At 46.2% G+C, this 22767-nt stretch carries 16 protein-coding genes; 12 read left to right on the top strand and 4 right to left on the bottom strand.

Annotated elements, in window-relative coordinates; translation table 11 throughout:
* Together LX24_RS15390 and LX24_RS13775 are read right to left on the bottom strand one after the other, a co-directional pair.
* Nucleotides 1-233, bottom strand: a 233-nt coding sequence (locus tag LX24_RS15390; protein ID WP_479723368.1) for a transposase, incomplete at its 3' end; no start/stop codon positions are given.
* Nucleotides 234-625: 392 nt separating this feature from the next.
* Nucleotides 626-1012, bottom strand: a complete 387-nt coding sequence (locus tag LX24_RS13775; RefSeq protein ID WP_243131757.1) for a helix-turn-helix domain-containing protein — start codon at nucleotides 1010-1012, stop codon at nucleotides 626-628.
* 693 nt (nucleotides 1013-1705) lie between these two features.
* Here LX24_RS13775 and LX24_RS13770 point away from each other — a divergent pair.
* On the top strand, nucleotides 1706-5872 hold the full coding sequence (locus tag LX24_RS13770; protein WP_166512723.1) for an S-layer homology domain-containing protein: 4167 nt from the start codon (nucleotides 1706-1708) through the stop codon (nucleotides 5870-5872).
* Nucleotides 5873-6064: 192 nt separating this feature from the next.
* Here LX24_RS13770 and LX24_RS13765 read toward each other — a convergent pair whose 3' ends face one another.
* Together LX24_RS13765 and LX24_RS13760 are read right to left on the bottom strand one after the other, a co-directional pair.
* The gene (locus tag LX24_RS13765; RefSeq protein ID WP_166512722.1) at nucleotides 6065-6838 is read right to left on the bottom strand and encodes a copper amine oxidase N-terminal domain-containing protein; all 774 of its coding nucleotides are present in this window, start codon (nucleotides 6836-6838) and stop codon (nucleotides 6065-6067) included.
* A gap of 162 nt (nucleotides 6839-7000) precedes the next feature.
* Nucleotides 7001-8608, bottom strand: a complete 1608-nt coding sequence (locus tag LX24_RS13760) for a DUF4127 family protein (protein ID WP_166512721.1) — start codon at nucleotides 8606-8608, stop codon at nucleotides 7001-7003.
* Nucleotides 8609-8891: 283 nt separating this feature from the next.
* Between LX24_RS13760 and LX24_RS13755 the strand changes: the two genes are divergently transcribed.
* The 11 genes from LX24_RS13755 (at nucleotide 8892) to LX24_RS13705 (ending at nucleotide 22750) form a co-directional block, all read left to right on the top strand.
* Nucleotides 8892-9341: a hypothetical protein gene (locus tag LX24_RS13755; RefSeq protein WP_166512720.1), complete on the top strand. Its 450-nt coding sequence runs from the start codon at nucleotides 8892-8894 to the stop codon at nucleotides 9339-9341.
* A gap of 205 nt (nucleotides 9342-9546) precedes the next feature.
* A complete protein-coding gene (locus LX24_RS13750) occupies nucleotides 9547-10566 on the top strand; it encodes a copper amine oxidase N-terminal domain-containing protein (protein ID WP_341473581.1) in 1020 nt (339 codons plus the stop codon).
* Between the two features lie 296 nt (nucleotides 10567-10862).
* Nucleotides 10863-13910 (top strand): S-layer homology domain-containing protein, encoded by a 3048-nt coding sequence (locus LX24_RS13745; protein WP_166512718.1) that lies wholly within the window; start codon nucleotides 10863-10865, stop codon nucleotides 13908-13910.
* 160 nt (nucleotides 13911-14070) lie between these two features.
* Nucleotides 14071-15684 carry an S-layer homology domain-containing protein gene (locus tag LX24_RS13740; protein WP_166512717.1) on the top strand — a complete coding sequence of 538 codons (1614 nt, stop codon included), beginning with the start codon at nucleotides 14071-14073 and terminating at the stop codon, nucleotides 15682-15684.
* A 242-nt stretch (nucleotides 15685-15926) separates the two neighbouring features.
* Nucleotides 15927-16592 (top strand): hypothetical protein, encoded by a 666-nt coding sequence (locus tag LX24_RS13735; RefSeq protein WP_207706621.1) that lies wholly within the window; start codon nucleotides 15927-15929, stop codon nucleotides 16590-16592.
* Nucleotides 16585-17388, top strand: coding sequence for a tyrosine-protein phosphatase (locus tag LX24_RS13730; protein WP_166512715.1), 804 nt, complete (start codon nucleotides 16585-16587; stop codon nucleotides 17386-17388). The genes LX24_RS13735 and LX24_RS13730 overlap by 8 nt, the downstream gene beginning before the upstream one ends.
* 103 nt (nucleotides 17389-17491) lie before the next feature.
* Nucleotides 17492-18844: a GumC family protein gene (locus LX24_RS13725; protein ID WP_166512714.1), complete on the top strand. Its 1353-nt coding sequence runs from the start codon at nucleotides 17492-17494 to the stop codon at nucleotides 18842-18844.
* Nucleotides 18828-19547 carry a CpsD/CapB family tyrosine-protein kinase gene (locus tag LX24_RS13720; protein ID WP_166512713.1) on the top strand — a complete coding sequence of 240 codons (720 nt, stop codon included), beginning with the start codon at nucleotides 18828-18830 and terminating at the stop codon, nucleotides 19545-19547. The genes LX24_RS13725 and LX24_RS13720 overlap by 17 nt, the downstream gene beginning before the upstream one ends.
* Before the next feature lie 348 nt (nucleotides 19548-19895).
* Entirely contained in the window at nucleotides 19896-21731 is a 1836-nt protein-coding gene (locus tag LX24_RS13715; protein WP_166512712.1) for a polysaccharide biosynthesis protein, read from the top strand.
* 180 nt (nucleotides 21732-21911) lie between these two features.
* Nucleotides 21912-22277, top strand: a complete 366-nt coding sequence (locus tag LX24_RS13710) for a nucleotidyltransferase family protein (protein ID WP_166512711.1) — start codon at nucleotides 21912-21914, stop codon at nucleotides 22275-22277.
* Nucleotides 22274-22750, top strand: coding sequence for a ribonuclease toxin HepT-like protein (locus LX24_RS13705; RefSeq protein ID WP_166512710.1), 477 nt, complete (start codon nucleotides 22274-22276; stop codon nucleotides 22748-22750). Before LX24_RS13710 ends, LX24_RS13705 begins: the two co-directional genes overlap by 4 nt.
* Nucleotides 22751-22767: the final 17 nt, after the last annotated feature.

Genomic DNA, 22767 nt, shown 5'->3' with positions numbered 1-22767 from the left:
GAGAATACGCCGCGGCAATAGGCATAAAACAGAATCTTAGTCATTAAAACAGGATGATACGGTGGTTGACCTTTTATCCCTTTCTCGTATACCTTGTGGATAACCGTTAGATCCAAGTGGTCAACAAGATCACTGATAAAATAAACAAGATGTTCCTTGGGTAACCAATCCTGTGGCGCGGGCGGAAATAAATATATTTGATTTGGGTTGTATGGCTTATATCCTTTGATCATAATATTGTATATTTCGACAACTTGTACCAATTGCCCTGCTAATAGTATCTAATTTTCCTTGATTATGTTAATACTCAGACAGGCTGCTAGAGATAGACGGCGTTAAATGTCCAAAGCATGACGATATTATTGACCAATAATAGTCCGTCAGTCAGTCAGTCCATACGACGACAGATTAGCAACAAGAAAGCCGGTAAACTTAATAGCCACCGGCGTTAAAACCTATTTCACTTCGGACTCGTAACTGCATCAGCGCCGGCATTTATTAAAAGCCAGGATATCTGCTCTTGCTTCAAGCAATTTTTCCCTGTAAACTTTTCTAAACCAGGCGCTCCTGTTTATGATTGGCGGGTAAATTCTGGATTTGTCAGCGACTTTGCATATGGCCTCAATCATCTCGCCTTTAATTTAGCTGAATCAAGGGTTTCCTTAAAATAGCGTATGGTGGTGGTCTTGGCGGTACCGCAATCACCGGTAATTACAGCGAAAAGCTGCCGTTTGGCGGCGTATTCCAGACGGCCCAATATCTCTTCCAGCATTACTGGAATTGCAGCTTCGTTTCGGGGTCGACCCTGACCTTTTGGCTTTAGACCGCTAAACCCTTCTAACCGGTACTGGGCCAGGTATCTACGCAAGGTGCGTTCCGATATCCCTGTCTGCTGGCAAATACCTGCTTTGATCTGTTTAGCTTGGGCGGCATCCAGACCCTCTGCTAGTAGCGGAGATAGTAACTGTAGCCGCTGGGTGGCAATATCTTCAGCTTTCTTTTGATCTCTCATGTTGATCCCACGACGGCGACTGCCTATAACTTTTAGTAAACCACCACAGCATGGACATGGATTCTGCTCCCCGCTTCTAATAAAAAACACCCTTTTCGGGGTTTTCAATTAAATTATATTTTGATACAATGACCATGTTAGTGGGGACGCCTCTTGTGCTTCTGTTGACGTGGTAAGCACATCAAAAAGGGGCGTCTTTTCCTTTCCTGTTTTATGGTCATTATATATGGTAATTTTCGGTCAGGCAATAAGGTCAACTTTTGGACTTTTTAGCTTAGCTAAAACACCAGGGCAACTTAGACGAGATACTCCCCTGGTCAGGCACTTTACCTATTGTCTGTCTGGTATATAAATAAGCATATTTAATCCCCACTCTGTAATCAAGGTGGGGATTATTTGACGCCTGAGCTCATCAGTAACCTGCTTAAAAATCAATTCCATTCATAGTTTTTCAAAGCCGCATAAATACTGGTAATATAGGCTCCTCATACTTTGGTATGAGGAGCCTTTTTACTTAATTTCATACTTTTGATCGACGATTTACTCCGGATTGTTTTTTAAACTTTATTATATATGGCGTGATGCATATGAGGGGGATGATGCTGATTGACTAATTAGAAAAAGGATAGTTATTGTTCAAAAAAACTTATGAGCATTAACACGACAACACGACATAATTAAGGGGGGAGTTTAGTGGGATTTCAAAGGCGTTGCAGGTTATCTGCAATCGTAGCTATAATCTTTCTACTTTCGATCACGATTGGTGGCGCACAAGCCGCCTTGGCCAAAGTTTCGGATTTCCATGAGCACTGGGCGGCGGAACAAATCGCCGATTGGATGGATAAAGGACTAGCTGGAGGATACCCGGATGGTACATTTAAACCAAATAACCAAATAACCCGCGCGGAGTTTGTCGCGTTGGTGAACCGGGCTACTGGAAAATCGAATCCCTTAGCCGAGGCCAACTTCAAGGATGTTAACAAGTCCCATTGGTTCTACGGAGAAGTGGCGGTTGCTACCGGGGCCGGGTACGTTGGCGGCTACAGCGACGGTACTTTTAAGCCGGACAACCCCATTAGCCGTCAAGAGGTTGCCTCAATAATGTCACGGCTTTTGCAGTTGGGAGATAATGCTACCCAGGTTTCCTTCCAAGATGCCCAGGGTATTGCTGCATGGGCGACGGATGCCGTCAATGCTGTAGTCTCAGCGGGGATAATGGGCGGATATACTGACGGTACCTTCAAAGCGGCTAGTCCTATAACCCGGGCGGAAGCCGTAGTCACCCTGGATCGGGCGGTAAACATATCCATACCGGCAGCGACCACGGTTACTTATGACAATGCCGGAACATACGGACCGGCGGCCGGAACTGAAACCATCAAATCTGATGTTGTCATTGGCGTCTCCGACGTGACTTTGCAAAACGTGATCATTACAGGGGATCTTCTTTTGGCCAAAGGCATCGGTAATGGTGACGTCATCCTGAAGAATGTAACTGTTAAAGGAGAAACCACCGTTAATGGAGGTGGCGCAAACAGTATTACATTGGAGGATTGCACCATCCCCAACATCACTGTGGATAAGGACGGTGTACGGGTGGTTGCAGTGGGAAAAACCACTGTTAAAGCAGTTACTTTAAAGTCCGGCGCAACACTGGTTGAGGTAACAGTGACCGGGGATGGATTTAATACGGTGACATTATCCGAAGTTGTTCCTGCCGACGCTAAAATAAACCTTTCCGGAGACTTTGTGACGGTAAATGTACAAGCAAAGGATGCCAAAATTGAGATTGCCGAAGGTATGGTAAGGGATTTGATCCTTGATGCCAGGGCTGTCGTCACAGGAAAAGGTGACATCGAGACTGCGCATATTAATGTCGCCGGTTCAACCATAATGCAGACACCCACCAACACAATGGCAGCAAAGGGTGTTACCGCAACCGTAGGTGATAAAACCGTTGGCACCGTAACGTCAAGCGGCGGGTCAAGCGGCGGGTCAGGTGGCGGATCAGACACAATAAACGTAAACGCTATTACGGTGACAGGTGCAGGTAATGCCACTACCATCACCACAGATGGTGGCACACTGCAAATGAATGCAGCCGTAAGCCCTGCCAATGCAAGCAATAAGAGTGTTAGCTGGTCAGTTGCCAATGGCACCGGCATGGCAACAATTAGTGCAACAGGTTTATTAACAGCATTAACAAATGGAACTGTCACAGTAACAGCAACAGCTAAAGACGGTTCGGGTGTGAAAGGGCAGTTAGTGGTTACCATTTCCGGGCAGGAAGCAGCTTTTACTCCTGGTGCGGGGGGTAGCCTTCCAGAATTTACTCCTTTTACTGCAGAGGCCGGTAAAATTGGCGGGTTATATATAGCGAAAAATCACAAATACTATTCAATTATCTTTAGTGGCAAGCCAATTTATCATCATGAGATAGAGCTATATTTTGTCCAGCCTGATAAAATTGGAGCAACCGGCTATAAACTACAGTATTCCAAAGATTCTGGAGAGACCTGGGATAACTATCAGACACTGGACTCCGATACTGGAGTCGATGCCGATTTGGTGACCGTACGGGAAGACCAAGATAACTTCATCGTGAGTGATCCCGAGGGTAACTACTCCTATAGGCTAAAGGTTATAGGAGGAACAAAAGATGGCTATGTTTCCAATGCCGTTGTCGCTGATATCCCACCCGTCAGCTCCCAATTCACCGGTTGGAGCTTAAGTGAAAGTATGGATATTTCCGGTGTAATGTCTCCCTTTGTCGGAAGCGGTTTGGAAGCTTCCTTTACGGCTAAAGTTGCCAATTATGGTGGAGAGGAGCCTGAATACACGGATGAGCATATAACTTACCAGTGGTATCGGGTTAATCCTTTAACCTATGCAATGACCCCGATTGTAGGCGCAACAGAACTGACCTATATCACTACCGAAGCTGATTTAGGCTATAAGCTATTGATTCGGGCAACCGGCGATGGGGAAAATGTAGGCGGCTATGCCCAGATTTTCTCTCAAATGATTGCAGTTATGCCTAATGACGCTTATATCACTAATGTTAGCGAGTCGGGCTTTATTCTTAATCTGCATAAATCAGTCAATGGTCTTGGGGCAAACGAGTTAATATTAACAGATAACAAGGGTGATTATGTGCCGATTACATCAGTTTCTCAAGGGGCTAATGCGGCTATATACAATATTGCAGCCGACTTAGACCCGGCAAATGGTCCTTTTTATCTGAATAATAACTCGGGTTTCTGGAAAATTACTTCTCGAGTGCCATGGGGCCATGGAAGACATGAAGGCGTACAAGTACAGTATAGCGATGTATTCACAGCATTAGAAATTATAGCCCCCTCGGAAGAAGAATTCTGGGTATGTGTTTATGATACCTACAAAGATGAGCCAATACTTGATTTGACTAAAGAAGATTTTACATTAAAAGATGCTTCAGGACAGGATGTAGACTTTAAATTTAATGATCCGGAACTGCGTGACCTCGATATTCCTCCCCACGAGTATTTGATAAGTCCTGCGGAGGGTGTTTTTAGCGGAACTTACACATTAACATTTACTAAATCCGGCTATCGGTCGGTCAGCGAAGATATTACACTGGGTGTGGAAGAACCCCAAATAACAGAAATAACATATCCCGAGGACACTTATCTGGCAGGCAGGGAACATACTATTCCAGTAACGGTAAAAACCAGTGGAATAGCTAGTGGTACTGAAGTAACTGTAGCGCTTACAGGAGAATCAATTAACGAAATAATTGCAGGGCCTGTATCAGGCACTATTGAGGACAATGTGGCTACAGTTGAGATTACTGTACCAAAAGAGTTGGCATCAGCAGGAGTTTATTACCTTAGGGCAGAAGCTGCGGGAACAACTAATTATGTTACATTTTATTTAAACGAAACCAAGTTGAATATGAATGCAAAATATAACGTGGAAACAACTGCTTTCAAAGAGTTCACCATGGATGTCGAAATCTGGGGCGCAGTAATGGACGCGGATAAAGATCACAATGTTCGTTTTTACGGGGTAATTCCCGACCTTAGTAGCGACGATATTGAAAAAGACGAACTTAGCGGACACATTATAACCGAAGCGGATCAAAGTACTGATGTTAGCACCGACATGATAGAAATTATTACGGGCGAAGAAAAAGGAAATGTAGGTGCCGGGGGTAATGATTTAGTCCTTGGCTGGGGCGATAATAAAGGTATTAAACTTGGCGATCTAATCAAAGACGGTCACAAAGTTACCGCCGGTTTTGATGCAACTATCAACAAACCTGGGGACTACACAATTAAATTCGTCTCCTATGATCTAGATAGTAAAAAGCAAATCAATGATGTTGGCGATAAAGCAACCATTACTGTACAAAAACCGGCTGTATCGGAGTACACATTTTTATTTTACCCTATAGGCCCTCTGGAATTTGAAATAAGAGATTTACCGGGCAGTTCAGGTGGTTCAGTAATAGATGGGGTATATGGAGTAGACACAGACGGTTTAACACCTATAGGGGTAAACTTAAAAGCCGACCCTGTAGAAAATCTGGGCTATGATAGCGTAAAGATATTAGTACCTGAAATAAAGCAGACGGCAGGCAGTGGGGGAAAACTTGAGCTATGGTACTACTCTGAGGATGACCAGAAGTGGATTGACATAGCAGTGCATGGTTGGGGTGGTGAAAATGGATTCCCATTGGCGGCTGATTATGAAAAAACCATGGATGTGTATGTATTTGCCGATACAGCAGGTAGATATGAAATTGCATTTGAGTTGATAGATCTAAATAATAACGATGCAGTAATCACTGAAAGGGTAATGTATATCAGAGTTGATTGATAGCCGCGTTAAGGAAGAAAAGGTGCCAGGCACCTAACTTATCAACTTATTGAATTTACACACAATATTTCACAGTCCCGTTTACTGAAACTTCAACAACAACATGGTTAAAAAATAGGTGGATCCAGTAAACTATTTAAAACCCCCTGCCGCTTTCGAGCAGGGGGTTTATATATTTTAACGCTGGTTAACTTATTCTTCTACGACCTCTTCAGCTTCCACGTCTTCATCAGCTGCTGCATCTTCGTCAGCGTCAGCATTTTCGTCCACATCATCAGCGTCTTCATCGGTAGCTACATCTTCGTTGTCAACGTCGGCGTTTTCATCCATATCCACGTTTTCTTCAGCAGTAGCATCTTCATCAACGTCGGCGTTTTTATCAACATCCACGTCTTCTTCATTGGTAGCATCTTCATCAGCGTCAACGTTTTCATCCACATCTACATCTTCTTCAGCGGCTGCATCTTCATCAACATCCGCGTCATCATCGGTGGCCACATCTTCGTCCGCTACAGCCTCTTCATCAACTTCCTCATCAACTTCTTCATCTACAACGGGCTCGTCAGTTATGTCGATGCGGTTTTGTTCGCTGTAAAAAGCGACATTCTTATTCAGGCTAACAGCGATGAATTGCAGGGGCACATATGTTACATTATTGATTATCTTGGCAGGAGCCGCCAAATTTACATTTTCTCCGTCAACGGTAGCCACAGGGTTGTTAACCTGTAACCAAATACCACCGGAGGTGATTGATTTGTCTTCAGCGTTCCATTCCACCTCTTGACCCAGGGCTTCAAAAACTGCTCTTAAGGGTACCAGGGTAGTATCATCTTCTACAATAGCGGAGCTTTCTGCTGCCAGGTCGTTTCCATTGATAAAAATGGCCGGTGAGACCGCCGCCATGGCAAAACTGCAGGTAAGCAAGAAAATGCTCAGGGTCAATACTGCTATTAATTTAGTTTTCATACTCAACCTCCTATTTTTTATAAAAAGATTTTTTACTTCAGATCTCAGATCTGAAATTATGCGCAATAGAAACCACCCCCTTATGCTAAGCTACATTTTTTAATTTGATATAAGACGCATAAATCCCTTCTTTTTTACAAAATTAAACATTTCCTATTATTTCTATGTTTGCACTTCAAAATCGATATCGAATAACCGGTGCCAGGGTAAGTTGACCTCTGTTACCTCAACATTACCAAAATCCTCCCGCAAATTTCGGTCGGCAAAGTCATTCAGCATTCGTGCTATCTCCGCCGTGGTTTGCTGTTCCAATTGTGGATCGGTCATTAATGTTTGTTGTTCCACCGGTACCTTTTCCCTGATCACCGGTCTGGTTATTGCCTGGTAGCCCCAATCCTCAAGCAAGCACTTTAGAATGATGTCCCGCTGTTTTTCGGCAAAGCCCGGGTCACCTGCACCGGTATGCCCGGTGGCTATAATTCCCTGGCTGAGCGCAAGGCCTACTGAATTACCCGCAGTATTCCAACCCGAATAGCCCGCCAACTGGGACAGGTCATAGTGGGTGTTAAGGGTTTGCATAAACCCGGCATCCGCCATATTGGGACGGTTCACATCTGCTATGGCCACTGAAGTTCCCCGGGCATTGTAGTTTTTGATGCGCTCGATAAATTGTTGTCGTGCCTCGGTAACCTCATAAGCATCTTGCTGTTGCGGTTCGCCCGATCCCGGTCCGTTATGCACTGCCAGTACCAAATCAGCCTTGCCGGGCAGTGCTGTCAATTCGGCCCCGATAGCCTTAATGTGCAGAAGTATGTTCTCCTGTAAAGGAACATCTTCATATAATGGGATATCTCCGGCCAGTTCCCGGCAGGCATAATCCACGTAAACCCGGAGAGCCCGGTCGCCCACACCTGCGCCCAGCTTGTTGGCCATGGCAGCCAGCAGCAGTTGGCCGCATTCATCGGTGCCTGCCAAGAACTCCACCTTGCCGGCGATGTTATACCGCTGCACCAGCCTGGTCAATCTTTCCGCCTCCATGCGGGTAAACCCGTAGGGTGCGGTATCATCCTTGCTTATCACCAGGCGGTCAATATAGCCCTGCTGTACCAGCTTAAGAACCTGCACAGTTGCTTGATAATTTTTATCTCTTCTAGCAGTGAAATCTTTAAGGTATTCACCGGGGATCTCACTGGTAAGCTCGCTCAACCTTTTAGCTTCAGCCGGTTCAATAATGCCCAGGCGGTCTTTATCCATTAACTGGCCGTATTTAAAAATCTTGGCGCCGTATGTGTTGTAATAATCCGGCATGGTGTGGGGGGTATTGGCCATTGGCGCTCTCATAATGGAGATAAAAGCGTAGACAAGATGATCGTCTTTTTTAATGCTTTTTATTAAGTTAACCCGTTTGGCTATTTCATCCATGGTCAAGTTATGTTTGCGGGAATCCACCAGGCCACCGTAAAGCAGCATATCCAACGATAATACCGCAGCCCCGTAGTGGGGAATTTGGCCTGTTAACCAAGTATTTAACTCGCCATTACCGGCAAGCTGTTCCTGGGTGGGGAAGACTGGATTAAAACCAGCCAACCGGGCCAGCTCAAGGGCGTTCTGATAATTAACCGGGCGGTTGTCCAGCGGTATGTATAAAACATTTGTGCCGGGGTCAGCCGTGTTGTTTGCTGATACCCTACTTTCCTGGCCCAGGGTTTGGTAGATAAATACCAAAGATACCAATAGCAACCCTGCAAGTATTACCTGCGCTTTTTTCATAAGACCTGCCACCTTCCTAAAAGATATGGAGACATTTTCCCCGGATTTTAAGCTAACCTACCCTCAGCCGCGAAGTAAAACTTTGTCATTGCGGTGATGGCAAAAATACAAGGCTAACCTCTACTATAATATAACGTAGCAATAGCAAGACCATTACCGGAGAGTGTTACAAGTTATGTCAATTATATAGAAAGGGTTTAACAGGTACAAGGTGATGGCAGGAAATGTGCCTGTCTTGTCGAACTGGAAAACCATACATTATTACGAAAAGTGAGGTTTTTCGATGAGCAAAATCAAAAGCAAAGCAGTGTTGGTGGCCCTGCTGCTCATGGCGGCAGTCATCACCGGGTATGCAGGTTTAGCTGCGGCCGACGGCGGTGACCCCGGATCCGCCGGTGACCCCCTGGTAACCAGAAGCTTCGTGGAAAGATACGTGCAGGAATACATTGCCGGCCTGGGTTTATCCGGGGGCTCTGCATCATTGGAATGGGTTGTTGCTGAGCTGGAAACCGGCCAGGAGTTCATTGGCAAAGCGGGTACTGAAATCATTGTGCGCAGCGGCAGCGCTGTGGTAGTGGATCCCAGCGGCGGCGGTATACCCGATTTGACAGCCGGGAAAAATGTCATGGCTGGCCAGGTAGTGGAAAACAATCACCTGTTTAGCCTGCCCAAGTCCGACGGCCGGGGTATCAAAGCCCAAAAACCGACCATTATTATGTACCGGGGTTTTTAAACCCTGTACTAAAGAAAGAAAGCCGCTTACTGTCATTGCCGGCTTTCTTTTCTTGTCAAAACCCTTTAAGGGCAGGATTGAATCATAAAATGTAGAAGTTTTTCAATGTTAGGAACAACCTGCCAGTAAGCTACGTCATAACTAACAGGTTGATAAAATTATTAGGGAGGGATTAGCCATTTTTAAAAAGAGACTCATAGTTTTGATGATGTCGGCGTTTTTATTGTTTGCTCTGAGTGGGATGGCGGAAGCGACTGTGGGCAGCAAACAAATTAAGGTAGACTACAATAATATTGTAATCTATGCCGATGGGAAAGCGGTTAATCTATCAGCCGGGCAGGAGCCTTTCTTGCTAAATGGAGTTACTTATGTACCGCTGCGCGTGGCCGGGGAAGCCTTAAAATGTAATGTAAACTGGCAGGCTGAAACCAAAACCATCCAATTGACCAGCGGTGCCGCTGCTGAGGTTGGCAGCTTGAAGGCGCAACTGATAGCAAAGGATCAGGAAATAGCCAACTTGAAGAAGCAAATCGAAGATTTGCAGAAACAGCCGGACAAAGAGGACAAGAATGATTTAAGAGACCTGGAAGATGAATTGCTGGATAGATTTGATGAGTTGGAAGATGTGGCCATAGAGGACATCAGGCTGGACGGCGACGAGGATGACGTGGAAGTGGAGATTGAAGTGGATCTGGGCGATTATGGCGATGAGTGGGAAGATCTGAGGGACAAAGATATTGAAGACTGGCTGGAAGATCTGGTTGAATATATCCAGGACGAGCTGACGAAAAATACGGTAATCGAAGGTGTAGTCATCGATATAGATGATGATGAAGAGCTGGTGGAATTTAATAAAGACGGCAAGGACGACCTGGAAGTGGATTTTAACGACGAGGACTACCGGGGTGGCAGTGATAATGCCTCCGAGGTGGAAGATAACCTGCTGAACAAAAGATATAGCGTGGAAGATTTGGAATTTAGAGTAACCCAGGTAAACTATGATAAGGACGATAAGGAAGTTGACATTCACTTGGACGCAGAGGATGATGATTGTTCGGTAGAGTGGAGATATTTACGTGATCGTGATATTGAGGATGCCGTGGATAGTATCGGAGAAGATATAGCCGAGGAATTTGAAGATGAAAATGTCAGGCTGGATACGGTAGAGTTGTATTTTTATGATGAGGACGGTTTTGAGCTGGAAAGTTTTAAGTACAATGTTTAATGATGAAACCTTTCAAAAAACAGAGACCGGGTGAACCGGTTTTCTGTTTTTTTATATCCGGCTTACATGTTCACTTTGCATTTTATCGACGTCTGGCTTTGTGCTTCTTAAATATTGGGACATTTTAAGCATGTTGGAAGGATTTATAACAAGTTTTGTGGAATTCTTAAGTTCCATGTCTATATTATTACGTTAATGAAAAAATTGTCAAAAAACAATAGGAGGTGGCATTAGAGATAAAAAACCAGGTTGCGAGGATGGGTCGGTATTTATAGTAAGTGAAAGGAGTGACCTGTTTGTTTAATAGGAGATATTTTTTATCTTTATTAATAGTGTTATCCCTGATGCTTACCGCGGCGGGATACGCCTTTGCCGCAGGGTTCACGGACACCCGGGGGCATTGGGCCGAAGGACAAATTAACAAATGGGCGGAAAAAGGTTTGGCCGGCGGTTATTCAGATGGTACTTTTAAACCCAATAACCAGGTTACCAGAGCTGAATTCGTAGCCCTAGTCAACCGTGCCTTTGGCATTGAAACTAAAGGTTTTGCCGCTAATTTCAGCGATGTAAACTCAAGCCAGTGGTACTATAACGATATTGCAGCCGCCAGCGCGGCGGGTTATACCGGCGGTTATCCAGATGGTACCTTTAAACCGCAGCAGTCCATTTCCCGCCAGGAAGCGGCCAGTATTTTGGTCAGACTGCTCGAACTGGAACCCACTACCCAGGGATTGGAAGGTTTTAAAGACGCCGGCCAGATTCCCCAGTGGTCCCGCAGCAGCATCGGTGCCATAGCCAAGGCCGGTCTAATGGCCGGTTATCCTGACGGCACTTTCCAGCCCGGCAAAAGCATCACCAGAGCCGAGGCAGTGGTCGCTCTGGACAGAGCCAGGGAATTTGCCCCGGTTACACCGCCTGTAATTGAAGAGGCAACTTTACAGGGAACGGTAACACTGGACGGTAAAGCAGTATCCGGTGCCACCGTGCGTGTGTTTAAGGCCGGTGGTTATGAAGATATAAAGGAAACCGAAACCGACAGCAAAGGTTATTTTGAATTCGCACTGGCTGCCGGTGATTACGATTTAACGGCGGTTACCGACAATAAGGTGGCTTATCAAAGTGATATCACGGTGGTAAAAGATGAGAAAGCCACGGCAAAACTGGAATTGGTACCCGCAGCGGTAGTTTCCGGTACTTTGTATGATGAAAATAGAACCAAGGTTCAGAATGCCAAGATGCTCTTCACCACAAACCCCACGTTTATTATTTATACGGGTAATGATGGAAAGTTTAAGGGGGCCGTACTGCCTGACAGTACATATACGGTGCAGGTGTACAAGCCCGGTAAAGAAGACGAGGATCCCCTGCTGTTGGCCGAAGATGTGGCTGTAGGAGCCGCCGGTACCCGGAGTTTGGGCATCTTTAAGGCACCGTTCTCACTTTCAGCACCCGGTGGTGGCGGTGGCGGTGGGCCGAGTGGGGGTGACGATACACCCGTAATAGTAAGCATTGATAATATTCAATACACTGTTGCCTTAAATGAAAATTATAGTTTACCTACCGAAGTTACAGCTAATATGAGCGATGGTAAAACTAAAAAATATTCTGTAACATGGAGTCCTAATGTTGTAGATACAACAAAAGCCGGTGTATTTACTTTCCAAGGCACCGTTAGCGGGTATGCGCCCAAGGTTATTCTTACCCTTAGGGTAGAGGCACCTGTAGGTACATCTGTGGAAGTGGATCCTGATATTCCCGTTGCATATGAGGGTGGGATTACCATAGACTTTACCTCTGTGAAGAGCAGTCTTCCAGAAGGTGTAAAAGTGACTGTTAAAAAATGCGATGAAGATGATTATGAGCTTCCTAGTGATCCTCCTGCGGTATTTACCGTAGCGGGCCAGGTAATTGAAGTGGAGTTTGATAAACAAGTCGATGATTTTAGTGCCGGAGTTAAATTGACCCTGCCCTATGATGAGTCAAAGGTTGATGATCCTGACAACCTGGCAATCTTTTATTATAATGAAAGTGAGAAAAAGTGGGAGTGTGCCGCCGACCCTGTTGTTGATAAAGTTAACAAGTTAGTTACGGTAACGGTATACCACTTTTCTAAATGGGGTGTTATTGAGGCTGCTAGGGTAGAAAAACCAACTGCCAATCCGCAGCCCGGAGAAATAGACAAAGGTACTAAGGTCAAATTAAGCACAGCTACACCGAATGCCAAGATCTACTACACCACGGACGGTAAAAACCCCAATGCGCCTAAACATAGAATCCTATATGAAGCACCGATTGTTATAACATCAGATACTACCATTAAAGCATTAGCTATCAAAGATAATATGAAGAACAGCCATGTGGAAACCTTTGAATATAACATAAAACCTTACAAACCTTATATTGAAAGTATTACCAATGGAACGGTTGATCAGCAAAATAAAAAGATTATTATAGATAAAGAACCAAGCAAATTTTCGGATTTGGAAATTGAACTATATTCACCTTCCGGTAATAGCACTTTAGAAATAAACCTTAATGGTAGTAAGCTTGGTAGTTGGGATTTTATAAATGGTTCTAATGATCTTAGCTTGGGCAACAGTATATCAGGTTTTAATATTGCAACAACTGCAGCTGCACTGCTTGGAGCGGGGTTAAGTCACCAGGATGTGTTGGATGCTGTGGAGTTTAGTAGTCTTTTTGAGGCTATTAAAAGATCGTCTAATTTTAATAAAGATGAATTCTATGCTGAGGTCGTGAACGAGATTGCGATAATAGCAAACAATGATGAAAATATATCTGAACAGGGCAGAAAAGCTATAATTGAAGCATTGAACATTCCCGCAATTAACAATGCCGCCGACACAAATACCAAGGCAAAGATAAAAGATATTTTACGGCCTGCAGTCGAAAAGTATAACACCTGTGCCGGAGATAATATTGCCGTAGAAGATTTAGTTGATGATTATGTAAATACCTTGGACAATATTGCAAAATCGGAATGTAGAGAAGCCTTTTACAACGCTGTAAACATTACTGCGCTGTATGAAACTATAAAATCATCCAGTAAAAAGGACGCCATTATTGACGCTATCAATGAGAAAGCAATAATTAATGCCATCACCGAACATGCAGGCACGACTACTATAGCGGCCATGGCTATGAAGGTATATGTCTACCTGGATGAACTTGGCTCCGATAGCAAAAAGGAAATATTAAATACTGTCAACCTTAGCCAGTTGATGATTAACGTAAGTGAAAAGGTTGGTAACGACTTGGTGGTAATCGTCAAAGATAAGAAGAACCCTGCTAATCAAACTGTTTACACGGTGGATGTGGAGAAATAAATATTGTACTGCTTAGCCCCGTTATTTATAGTAGCGGGGCGTTTTTATTGGGCCGATAACAAATGCATGCGAGTGCAGGGAATAACATTATTTACAGAGAATCTATAAATAGCCAACTAAAAATAATGTGCAACTAATTTGAAAGGGAGGATTTTTGTTGATGTATGGTAGGAAATACTTGACTGTATTCTTAACGATGTTTATGCTGTTAGCTGTTTCCGGATATGCATTTGCGGCTGGTTTCAAAGACGTAAATAACCACTGGGCCGAGGGCCAAATCAACAAGTGGGCCGAAAACGGCCTGGCCGGCGGGTACGCCGACGGCACCTTCAAACCCAACCAACAAGTAAGCAGGGCTGAATTTGTGGCCTTGACCAACCGTGCCTTCCATATTGATAAAAAGGAAGCAGCAGTCAGTTTTAGTGACGTCAAATCCAGTGATTGGTACGCCAGTGAAGTGGCGGCCGCCAAAGCTGCCGGTTACATAGGTGGATATGCAGACGGTACCTTCAAACCCAATAACCCCATTACCCGCCAGGAAGTAGCCAGTATTTTGGTCAGGTTACTGGACATTGAAACCACCACCGAAGGGCTAAGCGTATTTGCGGATACGGCTCAAATTTCCGAATGGTCCCGGGGTAATGTTGGCGCTGTTGTCAAAACAGGGCTGATGCGCGGGATGCCTGATAACAAATTTATGCCGCTGAAGAGCATTACCCGTGCCGAAGCTGTAGTATCCCTGGACCGTGCTCTAGAATATGTACCAGGCGTGACAAAACCGGTTGAACCCAAACCGTTGCTGGAGACCGGTTTGGAGGGTACGGTTACTTATAACGGCCAGCCAGTAAAAAACGCTGCAGTAAATATATTTAAAGCTAATAGCTATGAAGTGCTCAAAGAAATCGAAACCGACAGTGAGGGCAACTTTAAAATCAAGTTGGAGCCCGGAAAATACGATATTACAGCTGTTACAGACTGGGAAGTATCTTTCAATAATGATATAACTATTGTTGAACAAAAAATGACACGGGTGGATTTACTCCTTACCAAAGCAGCTGTGCTTAGTGGTGAACTATTGGATGATAACAACCGACCGGTAAAGAAAACCACCATGTACTTTACAACTAATCCTACGTTCGTTACCGTTACTGATAACGATGGAAAGTTTAAGGTGCCGGTTTACCCCAACAAAACATATAAAGTCCGGGCTACCGATCCCGATAATAAAGATGAAAAGCCGGTGGTTGTGAAGGATAAGTTGGAAGTGAAGGGTGTAGGGAATCATAATGTAGGTGATATTAAGGCTTCTTTTGATGGCGAAGTTATTAAGATTGGCGGCGATGGTTCCGGTGGAGTCTCCGGAGGAGATTCCAATGACCAGAAAGAGCCCAAATTAAAGGTAAACTCCGTAACATTTGTGGTTGATGACCGGCAAGAAACGGTGTCGGGCGTAAATAATGTATTTACGGTGGATCTAACCGGTTATAATGATACGGACATGTTTACTGAATTGACCGTCAGGGCAACTCAAAACGCCACCAGGGCCAGCATTACCATAATGGGTGAGACTAGAGAGATTAACTTTAATCAAGGCGTGGCAAGTACTACAGTGAAGAACTTACTGGGGCCACTTGATACCGGAGAACCAGGTATAAGCTTGCAGTCACTGAGGACACTGTTAAAAGTGGCAAATGACATTAAAATCACTATATACGGTGAAAACAAAGATAAAGAAACAGTTGAAGTAGAAATAATACTACCTGCCCAGAAATAATTCCTGCAATTTACGGGTAATGTTAAGACTAGCGAGACAACCAGCCTCCCGCGCAACAACCGCGGGAGGCAGCTTTATTTACCCCCATTCCCCCGCACCACTCCATATTACATTATCAAACACTACGGTTACTTTAACAAACTTTAAGCCTGACCCCGGGGAAAATGCTGCAGGAGTTGCAGAATCCATGTTGAAATATATAAAACTGTACTATATTTTGTGACCAAGCCGGGGGTGGTTTATTGCCTTTGCGCAAAAGGAAGAAGCGCAAAAAGAAAATATGGCCCCAATCAAAAGCTGGTTGGGTAATACTTACCGGTGCTTTGGTGTGTATAGCTGTTGTTGTCGCTGCAAGCCTGCTGGGCAGGAGCGATTTTCAACCTATTTCATATAATCCCGCGGGAGAAGACCCTACGGGCACTACCCCCGGCGGTGATGTCAGGCCGGGTTGGGATGTGGAAATAAAGGAGCTGGACTGGCCAAGTTATGTCACATTTACTCCTGCGGGGAATGTAAACATATCCTATGACCCGGAGTTAAACAAGACAGAAAAAAAAGCTATTATTGAGAATACATACACAAAAATATTTTCAACCATGGAAGCCCGGTACCGCCAGGAGATAAACCGTTTGGTGGAATCCGCCAAAGCGGACTACATTGCCGTCCAAAAGGGGCAAAAGGATATCTCCATCGGCCGGTTGGCCCTTGCGTATGTGGACGCCGGAAAACAGTTGGAGAAGGAAGCCGATCGCAGCTTCAACAGAGTTCTGGGTAATATGCGGGCCGAACTGCAGGCCCAGGGATTGTCCACTGATATGGCCGACCGGGCGGAAAAGCATTATAAGGAACAAAAAAGCCAGCTGCGCAAAGAAATGCTGCAGCAAATGGCGAGGTATGTCAATGATTGATTTACATATACACATACTTCCCGGTCTGGATGACGGTTCCCGGGACACGGAGGAATCACTGGAAATGGCCCGCTGTGCCGTGGCCGGTGGTATTAAAGCGGTGGTGGCCACTCCTCATGTTATGACCGGTGTGTATAATAACACCCGGGAAAAAATATTGGCTGCGGTGCAGGAATTGCGTGGCGTGCTGCAAACCCATAACATACCCCTTGCAGTATATCCCGGGGCGGAATATATGCTGGAACCGGAAATACCGCGCTGGCTAAAAGAAGGCCGGGCGCTGACGCTGTATGACGGTGGCAAATACCTGCTGGTGGAATTCCCTGCCGGGGAAATCCCGGTGTATGCCAACCAAACACTTTTTGAAATCGCCCTGCAGGGTGTAACTCCCGTTATTGCCCATCCCGAGCGGAATAGAAGGTTTATTGAGGACCCGGATTTGCTGCTCTCCTTTATTGACAGAGGGGCGCTGTGCCAGTGCACTGCGGGCAGTCTCACCGGTTTATTCGGCAGCCGGGTGCGCCAGGTAGCCATAGATTACCTGCTGGATGGCTGCTACCATTTTATCGGCAGCGATGCCCACGGCACCGGCGGCCGCTCTCCCGATCTGGCCAAAGCCTGCCGGGTGGCCGAGGGGTACAGTGCGGGCCTGGGGGAACTGCTGACGATGGACAACCCGGAACGATTGCTCCAAGGGCATGCTCCGGCTCGGCCACCTGTGTTGGAGAAGGAGGTCAATAAAAGTAAGCTGGGCTTTTTGGGCAGGCTATGGCGCAAGAAATTCACCAGTCGCTAAGTTGCGCCGTGTTTGTAGGGCTTGCCGGACAAAAGGCCCTTGGCGGGCGAGATAACTAATTTATCCAATTAGATAGTTAAACATTACACAGGAGTGTGAAGTAATGTCTGAAAAACCTGACTACATAGAGTCCGACGAAATAGACCTGCGGCAAATATTCGGGGTGCTCAAAAAATGGAGCAAGGTGATTGTGATCATCACCCTGCTGGCATTGCTTACCAGTGCCGTGATGAGTTATTTTGTCATGGACCCGGTATATGAAGCCAGATCCATGCTGCTGGTCACCATGCCTGTTGGCAACCAGCCGGCCTCTTTGCAAAGCGGTAACGATCTGGAATCAGTGATCAATACTATATCCCGGCTACCCCTCATGACCATGAATACCTATGTCAGCCAGTTAACCAGTGATACCATGTACCAGCGGGTGGTCGACAAACTTAATCTGGACGAACAGGGGTACAAGGCTAAAAACCTGGCGGGTATGGTTAAGGCCGAAGTGGCCAAGGACAGCAACATTATAGAGCTCAGGGTGCAGCACACCGACCCGAGGCTGGCCGCCGACGTGGCCAATGCGCTGGGTGAAGTATACCTGGAATACCTATCGGAAAAAAACCAGCAGCAGATGACACGCTCCACCGACTTTTTATTGGAACAAAAGGAAGAAACCGATAAACAATTGAACGCGCTTTTGGAAGAATACAGGCTATTTAATTCCGACGCTCAAAGTGTGGAATACCTGCAAAAACAGTTTGCCAGCTTGACCGACGATTTAAACGCCTACCAGACCCAAGCGGATCTAGCCTATGCCGAGGCAAGGCAGTTGGAGGCCGGTGTGGCCAGTTTAAGGGCCAAGCTGGCCCAGACCCCGGAAACCATCACCGTTGACAGAGTGAGCCAGGATGGCACGGGGGTTATTGTCTCGGAGGAAGCCAACCAAGTTTATGTTAGCCTGTCCCAGCAGTTAAACGAAAAGGAAGCCCAACTGGCGGAAAAGACCGCCGGCCTAGCGGCCATGAACGAAGCCATCGAGCGGCTGCGGGCACAGCTGGCCTCGCTGCAGACAGTGCTAAGTGCCAAGCAAATTAAACAGCAGCAGCTGCAAAATGAAATAAGCCGGCTGGAAGAAACTCAAAACATGCTGGCCCAAAAGATCACCCAAACCCAAATCGCCAAATCCATCGATATGGGCGAGACCAGCATTAATATTGCTTCGCCGGCCCTGGTGCCCGCCAACCCGGTAAAGCCGAACAAACAGCTTAACATGGCAATAGCCCTGGTGTTGGGGTTGATGGTGGCGGTGGGCTTGGCCTTTGTATTGGAATTTATGGATAATACCATCAAAAGTCCCGACGATGTGCAAAAACACCTGGGATTACCGGTGGTGGGTACTATTCCGTTCTACAGGGGTTCCGGTAATAAATCCGTTAGGGGGTTATTAAATGCCAAAAAAGCATAGCAGCCCGGTTTTCAGCAGTGTCGACATCCGTTCACCCTTTGCGGAGGCATTCCGTACCTTGCGTACCAATTTAAGTTTTGCGGGGGTAGACAAGCCCTACCGGACTATTTTGGTCACCAGCACCTTACCCGATGAGGGTAAATCCAGTACCACATCCAACTTGGGGGTGGTACTGGCCCAGGCCGGGCAAAAAGTGCTGATTATGGACTGCGACCTGAGAAAACCGGTGCAGCATAATAACTTTATGTTAAATAATACAGTTGGGGTAACGAACTGTTTGGTAAACGGCCAGGAACTCAGCCGGGTGGTGCAGAGTACCGAAGTGCTCGGATTGGATGTATTGACTTGCGGGCCGATCCCCCCCAATCCGGCGGAACTAATAGCCTCCGATAAAATGGCCGCCTTGATAAACGCTGCCCGGGAGGCCTATGACATTGTTCTGGTGGACTCGCCACCTGCTTTGACGGTAACCGATGCATCACTGCTGTCCGCTATGGTGGACGGAGTGCTACTGGTGGTAAAAACTGCTTCCACCAAAATTGAGATGGTGCAAGAGGCCAAATCGTCACTGGAAAAGGCTAACGCCAAAATAATCGGTGTAGTGCTGAACCAGGTGGACGCCAACAGCAGCAATTATTATTACCACTATTATTACTATGCCAAGGATGATAAAAAAAAGAGCATGCCCAAAGTAGCTTTATAAAAAATTAGGGAACAAGAAAACCCGGGCTTGTATACCCGGGTTTTTTTTATTAAAAAAAATTAATATTTATTTCAGTTTTTTGTTATTTATTCCTCCAAACATGGAGGAGTTTCCCAATAAAATAGCGAAATAACATTCAATCGCTCAAAATGTACTCATTTATAACACCATACTCGTTTCACCAATACACACTACACCATTCTACAATTTTATTATAATATATCAGAACTTACCGGGCAATAAAGTGGAAGTCCTATATTAAGCAGGAAAAAGGTCCCTATACTTGGTGACCGGTAGCATACCGGCTGTATATGGGCAGAATAAGATGATCCCTTGAGGTGACTTTACATGAACGGTCACGCGCGATTAGCACTGCTGCTATTTTGCGATGCTGTATTAATCAATCTGTCAATTATTATTGCCTATATTTTCAGGTTCGAAAGTTTGGATCTAACCGCTCCGCACTTGTTACAGTATTACAAAATTGCTCCCATGGTGGTACTGGTATACCTGGCCTTTTTTTATGTTATGAAATTATACAACCGGGTATGGGCATATGCCAGTATTAGTGAACTAATCGCCATCGTACAGGCGGTAACCCTGGGCAGCCTGGGTTTCATCGCCCTTACATATTTATTTGAAAACCTGCTGCCCCGCAGCATCATATTATCTTCCTGGGCGCTGTTAATTTTACTGGTGGGAGCTTCGCGCCTAAGCTGGCGGTTGGTGGTGGAACGCAAAAAAGGCAACGGTCACTATGGTAAGCGCACCCTGATCATCGGGGCCGGGGACGCCGGCGTGCTGGTGGCCCGGGAACTGAAAAACCATGACAGCGGCCTTATGCCGGTGGGGTTTATCGACGATGACAAAGGCAAGCAAAGAATGCGAGTGCTGGACCTGCCGGTGTTGGGTGGCCGGCAGCGGATCTCCCTGGTGGTCAAACGTTATAATATTGAAACTATCATCATTGCCATGCCCTCTGCGGATGCACAAACTATTCGGGAATTGGTGGCCATATGTAACCAAACCGGCCTGGAGGTAAAAATATTACCCGGCATGTACCAGCTCATCGACGGCCGGGTATCCGTCAGTCACCTGCGCCCGGTGAAAATCGAAGATTTGCTGCATCGCGAGCCCGTGAAACTGAACCTTGGTGAAATATCGGACTATATCAAAGGGGAAACAGTACTGGTGACCGGGGCCGGGGGCTCCATAGGCTCGGAGCTCTGCCGCCAGGTGGCGGGCTTTGCCCCCAAAAAGCTGGTGCTTTTAGGCCACGGAGAAAACAGTATCCATAAAATATGGCTGGAGCTGTCCGCCAAGTATCCGGATCTTCCCCTGGGTATAGAAATCGCCGACGTACGGGATCAGCCCAAGATTAATTACATATTTCAACAAAACCGGCCGGGATTGGTCTTCCACGCCGCCGCGCACAAGCATGTGCCCCTGATGGAATTACACCCGGACGAAGCAGTGAAAACGAACATATTCGGTACCAAAAACCTGGCCGAGGCAGCGGACAGGGCGGGTGCCAAAACCTTTGTACTGATATCCACCGACAAAGCAGTAAACCCCTCCAGCGTTATGGGGGCCACCAAACGCATGGCCGAGCTCATTGTGCAGCACATGGCCCGGATCAGCCACACCCGGTTCGTGGCCGTGCGGTTCGGCAACGTACTGGGCAGCCGGGGTAGTGTGGTGCCCATCTTCGAAGAACAAATTAAAAACGGCGGCCCGGTTACCGTCACCGACCCGGAGATGAAACGCTACTTCATGACCATCCCCGAAGCGGTGCAGCTGGTCATCCAGGCCGGTTCCATGGCGGACGGGGGCGAAGTGTTCATACTGGACATGGGTGAACCGGTGAAAATAGTGGACCTGGCCTGCGAAATGATCAGGCTCTCCGGTTTGGAACCCGAAAAAGACATTAAAATAAAATTTATCGGTGCCAGGCCCGGTGAAAAACTTTTTGAAGAACTGCTCACCGCCGAAGAGGGCTCCGCTGCCACCAAGCATAAAAGAATATTTGTAGCCAAACCTTGCCTGGTGGATATAGCCGCTCTGGAGCAGGAGCTGTTGCTTTTGGCCCAAAAAACCACCCGGATTAAGGATGAAGATGTATTTGCCGCTCTGGCGGCCATACTGCCCAATTTCAAGTGTTACAGAAAAGTGAGGGCAGTGTAAACCTGTCCCGTCAGATTATATAAAACTATACATGGTGTGCTTACAATATTAAATACGAAACCAGTGTGTAAAATGGAGGGTCTTTACCGGCGCTAAATAAAAAAATTCTTTCGAGTTGTATAGGAAGTCATACAGTTTTTGGCTGCGGTAGTTTGGTATAATAATGCCGGGGTGGTTATTGTGTTAACACCAAAACAACTGGCCGGCTACCGCGCCGGGTGGCTTGAACGAAAAAAGAAGAGGGAGCAGGAACTGGAGGCCCGCTACAAAAAAGCTATTACCCTGGCCCGCAAGGCCGCTGAGCATTTAAAACAGGCTTATCAGTGCCGGGTGTTCTTATTTGGTTCCTTGCTGGAAAAGGACAAATTTATGGAGCATTCCGATATAGACATTGCCACATTAAACTTGAGTAGTGAACAGAACTTCTGGCGGGTATACGCAGAGGTCATGGATATACTACACCCGTTTGACTTTGACCTGATTGAGCTGGAAAGAATCGACCCTGAAGTGAGGGATTATATTCTCCAAAAGGGGTTGGAGTTATGATCCCAAACTTAATTTTGCTGGAAGCACGCATTCGGAAAGAGTTAGACCAATTGGAAAAGCTGCAGGACGAGTTAAAAACCCTGGCAAAACTCAAAGAACAAAAGCTCAAAAGCGTTAAACTCAGGGCTTATGCCTCAATACTGCACGATTTTTACTCCGGAATAGAGAAAATCTTCATTAGCATAGCCCGTGAAATTGATCAAGTGGTGCCTAAATCACAGGGGTGGCACCGTGACCTGCTGGAGCAAATGACGCTGGACATTCCCTCCAAAAGACCTGCGGTTATCAATGATCATTTGTTGGGGGAGTTGCAGCAATACCTGGGCTTTAGACATCGTTTTCGCAACTTATACGGGTATGAACTTGAATGGGCCAGGATGGAACCCCTGGTTCGGGATTTGGTGCCAACCTTTAGTGAGTTTAAGGATAACCTTGAAACCTTTCTGGATCTGTTGACTGAGATACAAGAATAGTAGCACGTGAGGTAAAC

Origin of the sequence: Desulfallas thermosapovorans DSM 6562 (assembly GCF_008124625.1) — a bacterium.
In the GTDB taxonomy this organism is placed as follows: Bacteria; Bacillota; Desulfotomaculia; order Desulfotomaculales; family Desulfallaceae; genus Sporotomaculum; species Sporotomaculum thermosapovorans.
The sequence above is the reverse complement of the archived record's forward strand: the minus strand, read 5'-3'. Positions and strand labels throughout refer to the sequence as shown.

Coding starts and splice junctions, on each gene's coding strand:
- LX24_RS13775 (WP_243131757.1), bottom strand. CDS start 1,012: ATGAGAGATCAAAAGAAAGCTGAAGATATTGCCACCCAGCGGCTACAG.
- LX24_RS13765 (WP_166512722.1), bottom strand. CDS start 6,838: ATGAAAACTAAATTAATAGCAGTATTGACCCTGAGCATTTTCTTGCTT.
- LX24_RS13760 (WP_166512721.1), bottom strand. CDS start 8,608: ATGAAAAAAGCGCAGGTAATACTTGCAGGGTTGCTATTGGTATCTTTG.
- LX24_RS13755 (WP_166512720.1), top strand. CDS start 8,892: ATGAGCAAAATCAAAAGCAAAGCAGTGTTGGTGGCCCTGCTGCTCATG.
- LX24_RS13750 (WP_341473581.1), top strand. CDS start 9,547: ATGATGTCGGCGTTTTTATTGTTTGCTCTGAGTGGGATGGCGGAAGCG.
- LX24_RS13740 (WP_166512717.1), top strand. CDS start 14,071: ATGTATGGTAGGAAATACTTGACTGTATTCTTAACGATGTTTATGCTG.
- LX24_RS13730 (WP_166512715.1), top strand. CDS start 16,585: ATGATTGATTTACATATACACATACTTCCCGGTCTGGATGACGGTTCC.
- LX24_RS13725 (WP_166512714.1), top strand. CDS start 17,492: ATGTCTGAAAAACCTGACTACATAGAGTCCGACGAAATAGACCTGCGG.
- LX24_RS13720 (WP_166512713.1), top strand. CDS start 18,828: ATGCCAAAAAAGCATAGCAGCCCGGTTTTCAGCAGTGTCGACATCCGT.
- LX24_RS13715 (WP_166512712.1), top strand. CDS start 19,896: ATGAACGGTCACGCGCGATTAGCACTGCTGCTATTTTGCGATGCTGTA.
- LX24_RS13705 (WP_166512710.1), top strand. CDS start 22,274: ATGATCCCAAACTTAATTTTGCTGGAAGCACGCATTCGGAAAGAGTTA.